The organism is Micromonospora sp. KC723 (genome assembly GCF_004348595.1).
In the GTDB taxonomy this organism is placed as follows: domain Bacteria; phylum Actinomycetota; class Actinomycetes; order Mycobacteriales; family Micromonosporaceae; genus Micromonospora.
The window spans coordinates 1-4,627 of record NZ_SMKD01000238.1 but is presented as its reverse complement, the minus strand read 5'-3'; the positions used below and the strand labels follow the sequence as shown (position 1 = coordinate 4,627).

Sequence of the window (4,627 nt, the reverse complement as noted above, 5' to 3'; positions counted from 1 at the left end):
CAGGCCCCACCCGTGCGGCGGCTCCCCCGGCTGGCTCCCCCACCGGGTGGCCGGAGTGGACTCCAGGGTGGCCTTCACGCCGCTGGCGTTGACGTCCGGCCGGCGGACCTCGACGCCGTGCCGGCGGGCGTCGTCCACCAGGGTCTGTGGCGAGTAGAAACCCATCGGCTGGGCGTTGAGCAGCGCGGCCAGGAACGGCCCCGGGTGGTAGCGCTTGAGCCAGGAGCTGGCGTAGACCAGGTAGGCGAAGCTCATCGCGTGGCTTTCCGGGAAGCCGTAGCTGGCGAACGCGGTCAGCTTGCGGTAGACGTCGTCGGCCAGCTCGCCGGTGATGCCCCGCGCGGCCATCCCGGCGTAGAGCCGGTCGGCGAGCTGCGCCATCCGCTCCACCGACCGCTTCGCCCCCATCGCCCGGCGCAGCTGGTCGGCCCCGGCCGCGTCGAAGCCGGCCAGGTCGATGGCGAGCTGCATGAGCTGCTCCTGGAACAGCGGCACCCCCAGGGTCTTCTCCAACGCGTTGCGCATCAGCGGATGCGGGTACGTCACCGGCTCCTGGCCGTTCTTGCGCCGGATGTACGGGTGCACCGAGCCACCCTGGATCGGGCCGGGCCGGATCAACGCCACCTCGACCACCAGGTCGTAGAACTCGCGGGGCTTCAACCGGGGCAGCGTCGCCATCTGGGCCCGGCTCTCCACCTGGAACACCCCGACCGAGTCGGCCCGGCAGAGCATCTCGTAGACCTCGGGGTCGTCCAGCGTCATGTCACCGAGGTCGAGGCTGGACCCGATCATGTCGTAGCCGTAGTGCAGCGCCGACAACATGCCGAGGCCGAGCAGGTCGAACTTGACCAGGCCGACGGCGGCGCAGTCGTCCTTGTCCCACTGGAGCACGCTGCGCCCCGGCATCCGCCCCCACTCCACCGGACAGACCTCGATCACCGGCCGGTCGCAGATCACCATCCCGCCGGAGTGGATGCCCAGGTGCCGGGGGAACGTCTGCAGCTCGTTGGCGTACGCGACCACCTGCTCGGGGATGTCCGCCACGTCCACCGTGGCGACCGAACCCCACCGGTCGATCTGCTTGCTCCAGGCGTCCTGCTGGCCGGGAGAGAACCCGAACGCCTTCGCCACGTCCCGCACCGCCGACCGGGGCCGGTACGAGATGACGTTGGCGACCTGCGCGGTGTGCTCCCGGCCGTACCGGGCGTAGACGTGCTGGATCACCTCCTCCCGGCGGTCGGACTCGATGTCCACGTCGATGTCGGGCGGGCCGTCGCGTTCCGGGGCGAGGAAACGTTCGAAGAGCAGCCGGTGCCGCACCGCGTCCACGTTGGTGATCCGCAGCGCGTAGCAGACCGCCGAGTTCGCCGCCGAGCCCCGGCCCTGGCAGTAGATGTCCTGCTCACGGCAGAACGTGACGATGTCGTAGACCACCAGGAAGTAGCCGGGGAAGCCCAGCTCGTCGATCATCCGCAGCTCGTGCTCCAGCTGCGCGTACGCCTCGGGGTGCGCCTGCGGCGGGCCGTAGCGTTCCCGGGCGCCGGTCATGGTCAGGTGCCGCAGCCAGCTCATCTCGGTGTGCCCGGACGGCACCGGGTACGCCGGCAGCCGCGGCGCGACCAGTTGCAGGTCGAACGCGAGCTCCGCGCCGAACTCGGCGGCCCGGGCCACCGCCCCGGGGTACGCGGCGAACCGGGCCGCCATCTCCGCGCCGCTGCGCAGGTGGGCGGTGGCGGCGGCGGGCAGCCAGCCGTCGATCTCGTCCAGGCTGCGCCGGGCCCGCACCGCGGCCAGGGTGGTGGCCAGCCGGCGCCGCCCCGGGGTGGCGTAGTGCACGTTGTTGGTCGCCACCGTGGGCACCCCGGCGGTGGCGGCCAGCTCGGCCAGGGCATCGTTGCGGTCGGCGTCGACGGGGTGCCCGTGGTCGGTCAGCTCCACCGCCACCGTCTCCGCGCCGAAGAGCGCGGTCAGCCGGTCCAGTTCCCGGGCCGCCGCGTCGACGCCCCCGGTGAGCAGCGCCGCCGGCACGTGCCCCTTGCGGCAGCCGGTCAGCACCAGCACGTGGTCGCGCAACTCGGCGGCGACCTCCTCCAGCTCGCCGTAGACCGGGCGGCCCTTCTCCCCGCCGCGCAGCTGGGCGCGGGAGATGGTGGCGGCCAGCCGGGCGTACCCCTCGTGCCCGTGGGCGAGCACCAACAGGTGCCGGCCGAGCGGGTCGGGCTCGCCGTTCTGCGGGCCCGGCAGCCCGAGGGAGAGTTCCGCGCCGAAGACCGTCGGCAGGCGCAGCGCCCGGGCCGCCTCGGCGAAGCGGACCACGCCGTAGAACCCGTCGTGGTCGGTGACGGCAAGCGCGGTGAGCCCCAGCCGGGCGGCCTCCTCGGCCAGCTCCTCCGGGTGGCTGGCCCCGTCGAGGAAACTGAAGTTGCTGTGCGCGTGCAGCTCGGCGTAGGGCGCCGTGCCGTCGGGTCGGGACAGCTCGGGTGGCTGGTACCGCTGCCGGGTGCGGCTCCAGGCCGGGGCGTCGCCCCCGTCGGCGTCGACCGCGAGCGGGTCGACCACGCGCAGCCGCCGCTCCCCCCGCCCCCGGTCGGCCCGACCGCCACGCTCGGCGGCGGGACGGCCGGAGAGCACCCGCTCCAGCTCGGACCAGGGCAGCTTCGGGTTGTGGAAACTCATCCGGCCGCCCCGCGGCCGGCCTTCGTCGGGATCTCGATGGGCGGGGTGGGACGCTCAGTCATAGATCGCCTCCACCAGCCACCGGCCCGCCTCGACGGCCAGCAGCAGCGCGGCGCCGTCGGCCAGGCACACCTGGAACCGGGCCCGGCGGCGCGCCTCGGCCGGGGCCCACCAGCGTTCGTCCACCGGCCAGGGACCGGCCCAGCCGACGATCTCGACCGGCGCGGCCGTGCCGACGGTCAACCGGGCCGGCGCGGCGCTGACCACCAGCCGCGCGCTGACCACGACCGGCTCACCGGCGACGTCGTGCACGCTCGCGGCGAGTGGGCTGGGCAGCACCACCGCGGGCGAGGGCGGTGGCAGCCGCCCCGGCCACGGCGGTACGACGTTCCCGCCACCCGGCGCCCGGCGTACCTCGACGGCCCCGCCCGGCCCGCCGGCCGGCCGGGCGACACCCGCCTCACCGGCCCGCCCCACGGCGCCAGCCCGCTCCCCCGGAGCGGGCGCCAGCCCGCCAGCGGCCCCCGGGCGGGCGGGAAGCCGTTCGTCGCCCCACGGGACCAGGCGCGTCTGGTCGGCCGGGGACCGGCCGCCGCCGAGCACCGCGGTGACCACCGCCTCCGGGCCGAGGATGCCCTGCACCCGGCTCAACGCGCGGTGCGCCCGCTCCCGTTCCTCGCCAGCCTCCCCCCACAGCCCGGGTTGCAGCCCCGAACGGGCCAGCACCCCGTCCGGGACCAGCCGCAGCCGGACGATCCCGGCGGTCGGTCGGGCGGGTCGGGCACCGGCGCGGCCGGTGCTGCCGGAGAGCCAGCCGTCGAGCTGCCAGCGGACCCGGTCGGCGATGGCCGCGGCGGTGAGCAGGCCGTCGTGCCGCCAGACCCGGTGCAGCTCCTGGCCGTGCGCGGTGACCGCCTCGATGCCGAGCCGGGTGCAGGCCAGGCCGTGCGCGGCGAGCCGGTCGTGCAGCCGCTCGGCGAGCGCACGGGCGGCGAAGGCGGCCACGTCGACCCGGTCCAGCGGTTCGTCGTGGTCGGCGGTCACCGCCAGGTCCACGGGGGGCTGCCGGACGGCCAACGGCCGGTCGTCCCGCCCGCCGGCGAGCCGGTGGGCCAACGCCCCGTCGAAGCCGAACCGGGCCAGCACGTCACCGGCGGGCAGTGTGGCGAAGTCGCCGAGGGTACGCACGCCGAGCCGGCGCAGCAGGTCGGCCAGGGCGGGCCGGCCGAGCGCCTCGACCGGCAGCCCGGCGAGGAACGGCGGCGTCCCGCCCGGTGGCACGATCCGGCCGCTGCGGGCGGCCAGCCCGGCGGCGAAGACCCCGTCGGCGATGCCCACCTGGCTCTCCACCGCGCAGGCCTGGGCCACCTGCTCGACGATCCGTTCGGCGGCCGCCTCCTCGCCGCCGAGGTACCGGGCGGGGCCGCGGGCGGCCAGCGCGCAGGCGCCGGGGCGTACCACCTCGACCCCGGCGACGACCTCCTCGACGGCGGCGACCACCGGCTCGAAGGCGCGGGCGTCCCGCCCGGGGTCGTGGTCGACCACGGTGAGTCGCGGGCAGCGCCCCTGTGCCTCCCGCCGGCGCAGGCCCCGGCGCACCCCTTCCGCACGGGCCTGAGCGGAGCAGGCGACCACCCGGTTGGCGTGCAGCACGGCCACCGGCCCGGTGGCGGGCACCCCGTCGACGATCTCGGCGGCGATCACCGGCCAGTCCGGGCACCAGAGCAGCAGGGTACGCACCGGTTGGCCGGTCACACCGGGCCCACCAGGGTGAACGCGACGCGGCGGGCGGCGTCGGCGACGCCGGGCGCGGCGGCCGACGGGCGGGGGATGACCCGGGTGAGGTGGTCACCGGGCAGCCAGACCTTGATCTCCTTCGGGCGGGCGGCGGCGCCGCGCCCGCGCGCCGACACGGTGACCTCGCGGCGACGCAGCCGGCCCCGACCCGACC

General features: G+C 76.1%; 2 protein-coding genes and 1 pseudogene. All 3 read right to left on the bottom strand.

The window, feature by feature from the left end:
- Positions 1-2,676: error-prone DNA polymerase (locus E1165_RS28065; protein ID WP_132394709.1), on the bottom strand; the 2,676-nt coding region annotated here is incomplete at its 3' end.
- A 54-nt stretch (positions 2,677-2,730) separates the two neighbouring features.
- Positions 2,731-4,431 (bottom strand): DNA polymerase Y family protein, encoded by a 1,701-nt coding sequence (locus tag E1165_RS28060; protein ID WP_132394708.1) that lies wholly within the window; start codon positions 4,429-4,431, stop codon positions 2,731-2,733.
- A pseudogene (locus E1165_RS28055) lies at positions 4,428-4,627 on the bottom strand (hypothetical protein); the annotation flags it as partial. The pseudogene E1165_RS28055 and the gene E1165_RS28060, both read right to left, overlap by 4 nt.